Source organism: Mycobacterium sp. (assembly GCF_050701675.1).
Lineage (GTDB): Bacteria > Actinomycetota > Actinomycetes > Mycobacteriales > Mycobacteriaceae > Mycobacterium.
Genome location: NZ_JBOGDD010000725.1, coordinates 1 through 3,646, shown reverse-complemented (window position 1 = coordinate 3,646; position 3,646 = coordinate 1). Strand labels below are relative to the sequence as shown.

The 3,646-nt window shown below is 66.6% G+C and carries 4 protein-coding genes and 1 pseudogene; 4 read left to right on the top strand and 1 reads right to left on the bottom strand.

Features of this window, described 5'->3' with window-relative positions; genetic code table 11:
- A pseudogene (locus ACRDUX_RS22265) lies at positions 1 to 367 on the top strand (hypothetical protein); the annotation flags it as partial.
- 98 nt (positions 368 to 465) lie between these two features.
- Here ACRDUX_RS22265 and ACRDUX_RS22260 read toward each other — a convergent pair.
- The gene (locus ACRDUX_RS22260) at positions 466 to 1,125 is read right to left on the bottom strand and encodes a GntR family transcriptional regulator (RefSeq protein ID WP_526416572.1); all 660 of its coding nucleotides are present in this window, start codon (positions 1,123 to 1,125) and stop codon (positions 466 to 468) included.
- Between the two features lie 136 nt (positions 1,126 to 1,261).
- Here ACRDUX_RS22260 and ACRDUX_RS22255 point away from each other — a divergent pair, with 136 nt between their 5' ends.
- From ACRDUX_RS22255 to ACRDUX_RS22245, 3 genes are all read left to right on the top strand, one after another.
- Entirely contained in the window at positions 1,262 to 2,026 is a 765-nt protein-coding gene (locus ACRDUX_RS22255) for an HpcH/HpaI aldolase family protein (RefSeq protein WP_526416570.1), read from the top strand.
- Entirely contained in the window at positions 2,023 to 3,378 is a 1,356-nt protein-coding gene (locus tag ACRDUX_RS22250) for an MFS transporter (protein ID WP_526416568.1), read from the top strand. The genes ACRDUX_RS22255 and ACRDUX_RS22250 overlap by 4 nt, the downstream gene beginning before the upstream one ends.
- 8 nt (positions 3,379 to 3,386) lie before the next feature.
- The coding region (locus tag ACRDUX_RS22245; protein ID WP_526416566.1) for a nitrilase-related carbon-nitrogen hydrolase at positions 3,387 to 3,646 on the top strand (260 nt) is incomplete at its 3' end.

Below are 3,646 nucleotides of genomic sequence, written 5' to 3'. Positions count from 1 at the left end.
CCCGGCAGGCGCACCGTTTCGGGACGCCGCCTACCAAAGCCTGTTGATGACGATGTTCGACTCGGGGAGCTGCGACCCGCTGCGGTGGAGCGCGGCGCGTATCGAATGGCTGCTCGACGGTACTTGCGCAGATGAACACATCCCGCTCGAGATCGCTCTGGACGCACCCGCTGTGTTGCGGGCCTTCGTTCCATTTGCCCACGCGCAGAGCGGGGTTCGCAGCGAACTCACCGATGAGTCACTAGCGGCGATCGACGATTTGAGCCTCTATCACAAGAGAAATCTCCTCAAGGAGGCGGCGTTCAGGTACGACGATGACGACGTGGAACCGCCGCCTTGGTTGACGCGGCCCAACCGAGCGTCATGACCCGCGCGCCGTCGCCTCCGTCGCCCGAATTGTCGCGCATAGGTGGACAGTCCGAACATGGGTCTCGACCGGGTGGCGGCTGATCCGACTGCCCCGGCTCAACCCAGCGCCGAGGTGATCTCCGGGATCGGCCGTAGGTGTTCGTCGAGGAGAACTGCCACGCCATCGATGTCGTTGGCCACCAGCGCGCCGATGATGGCGCGGTGCTGACGGTCGATCTCCGGAACACGTTGCGGACGGATCTGCAGGGCGCGCACGGCGACCCGCTGCTGCCTGGACCGTAACCCGTCATAGAGTTCGGTGAGAATCGAGTTACCGTGTGCTTCGACGATCGATCGGTGGAACGCACGGTCGAGCCGCGCAACGGTGAACCAGTCCTGCTCCCGCCCTGCGTCTTCCATCTGATCGGCCAACTCGTCCAGCTGGCGGGGCGCCCCGGCGTCCGCCACGCACAGGGCACGGGCGGCGTGACCTTCGATCAGCCGCCGCGAGGCATAGACCTCCTCGAGTTCGCGCGACGTGACGGTGCGAACCTGGGCACCCCGGCGGGGCAGGAGGTCGATGAACCTCTCGGAGTTGAGTCGATGAAATGCCTCTCGGACCGGGGTCCTCGAGGTGCCGACCAGTTCGGAGATCCTGACCTCGTCGAGGAAGCCACCCGCGGGCAGCGTGCCCTTGATGATCTCGTCGCGCACCCACTCGTAGACCCGGTCTCGGGCCGACTGCGTGGCGCCCGACTCCCTGACGTCAACGGTCATGAACCCTCCTTTCGCTCATGTCACCGTACTGGACACAACAGGTACATCCTGTGTATACAAGAAATGTACACGGAGTGTGGTGCCCGCCACAGTGGGTAGTCATCCTCCATCGCCAGCTCAAGTTCGAGGAGAAACCGTGGAACCGAATCGTCGCTATGCGGTGTGGCTGTCCGGGCCCAACGTCGCCGCCGCCGAGATCGCCCGCCAGGTTGGCTACGGCGCCGCCGTACTCGACATCGAGCACGGCACCTTCGACCTCGCCGACCTCGAGCGCTTCATCCCGTTCGCCAAGGCCATCGGCCTGGAAGTCATCGCCAAAGTCCTTGGGCCCGAACGCGGCCCGATCCAGCAGGCGCTCGACTTCGGCGCCGACGTGATCGCCATTCCGCACGTGGAGAACGCCGCACACGCCGCGGTCGTGACCGCCTTCGCCAAGTTCCCGCCGCGCGGGGACCGCAGCTTCGCGGGCGGCCGCACGTCCGCATACGGGGGATTCACCGACGAATGGGTACGCGAGCAGGACGCGAAGACGCGTTGCTACCCGATGATCGAAGACGCAGGCGCGATCGAGCAGATCGAGGGCATTCTCGCCCTCGACACCGTCGACGGCGTGTTCGTCGGGCCGTCGGATCTGTCGCTGCGCCGGGACCGTGGCGCGTACTCCAGGACCGATGGCGACTTCGCCGATCTGGCCCGCATCGCCGAGGCCGCCCGCACCGCGGGCAAGCCCTGGGTGCTCCCGGCGTGGGCTCCGGAGGAGAAGCGGTTCGCCGTCGAACATGGCGCCGACCAGATCGCGCTGACCATGGAGCACGGGGCCCTGATGGCCGGCTTCACCGCCGCCTTCACCGAGATCAGTGACCTCGATCATCACGCCGTGCTGACGGGTGGCCGCTCATGAACAACGTTGAGGCACACGGCGTCACCGCCGCGCCCGACACGCTGGCCCGCCCCAAGGGCCGCTTCCGCTGGCAAATCGGCGGCCTCCTCGGCGCCGGAATGTTCGTCAACTACATCGACCGCGTGAACCTCTCGGTGGCCACGCCGGACATCATGGACGACTTCCACATCAGCGCCGCCCAGATGGGGGTGGTGGCATCCGCGTTCCTGTGGACCTATGCCCTGTTGCAGATGCCCATCGGGACGATCATCGACAAGATCGGCGTGCCGTGGGTCAACCGCGTCGGTGTCTTCCTCTGGGCAATCGCGTCGTTCGCCTCCGCGGCCGCAGGCGGCCTCGGCATCCTGATCGCCGCCCGGCTGCTGCTCGGCGTCGGTGAGGCGCCGACGGTGCCAGCCGGCTGGAAGGCGATCGGCCAGTGGTTCCCGAAGCAGGAACGTGGCACGGCGACAGCCATTTTCGACGGCTGCGCCAAGATCTCCAACGTCATCGGCATCCCCATCATGGCGTTCCTGGTGTCGACGTTCAGCTGGCACGCCGCGTTCCTGTTCACCGGGGCGCTCAGCCTGCTCTACCTCGTCGCGTGGTGGCTGCTGTACCGCAGCCCGTCACAGGCGGTTGCCGAGGGCAAGATGTCCGCCGAGGAACACGCCTACCTCAAAGCCGGCGACGCGGAGGACGAGGAGAACCGTGGCGGGGGCTCGCTGCGCGGCGTCGGCCACCTGCTGCGCCGTCGCAAGACCTGGGGTCTGGCGCTCGGATACGCGTCCTACACCTACGCCTACTACGTTCTGCTGACCTGGCTGCCCGGCTACCTCAAGCAGGAGTTCGGGGTGAACCTGCTTCAGGGTGGGCTGTACTCGATGATCCCGTGGCTGGTCGCGGTGATCGCGCAGTTCCTCATCGCCGGCCTGCTGATGGACTGGTGGGTGGCGCGCACGGGTCAGGTGACCAAGGTTCGGCGCATCGTGCTGGTGGTCAGCATGCTCGCCGCGCTGGCCGTCACCGGCGCGGCGTACGTCGACACCATCGCGCCCGCGATCGTATTCATCTCGATCGGCGCTGCGGGACTTGCCGTTTCGGTGCCCGCGGGGTCGAGCATCGTATCCCTGATCGCGCCCGAGGGGTATACCGGCACCCTTGGCGGTATCGTCAACTTCATCGCCAACCTGATCGGCATCGCCGCGCCGATCGTGACGGGGATGGTCGTCGACAGGACCGGCTCGTTCGCCGGCGCCTTCATCGTCACCGGCGTGGTGCTTCTCGCCGGAATCGTCTGCTACACCGTCGTTCTCGGTCGGATGGACCGCATGGCCCCGCCGCCCACCGCTCAAAACATTGCTGCAATATAGGAGGTCCCATGGTCGTCTGCTCAGTCGCCCAGATCGCGCCCGGTGAGGACAAGACAGCCAACCTGTCGACGATCCGTCGCCTGGTGTCCGAGGCGCGCGCCAGGGGGAGCGAGCTCGTGGTGTTCCCCGAGTACTCGATTTTCACCGTCCCCGTGATGGACGAGCGCTTCCTCGCCTCGGCCGAGCGCCTCGACGGTCCTGTCGTCGCCGAACTCGCGGCGCTCGCCGTCGAGCACGGGATCGCGATCGTGTGCGGCATCAACGAGGC

Bases quoted from the DNA above. Each gene is read 5' to 3' on its own strand.
- ACRDUX_RS22260 (WP_526416572.1), bottom strand. From the start codon at position 1,125: ATGACCGTTGACGTCAGGGAGTCGGGCGCCACGCAGTCGGCCCGAGAC.
- ACRDUX_RS22250 (WP_526416568.1), top strand. From the start codon at position 2,023: ATGAACAACGTTGAGGCACACGGCGTCACCGCCGCGCCCGACACGCTG.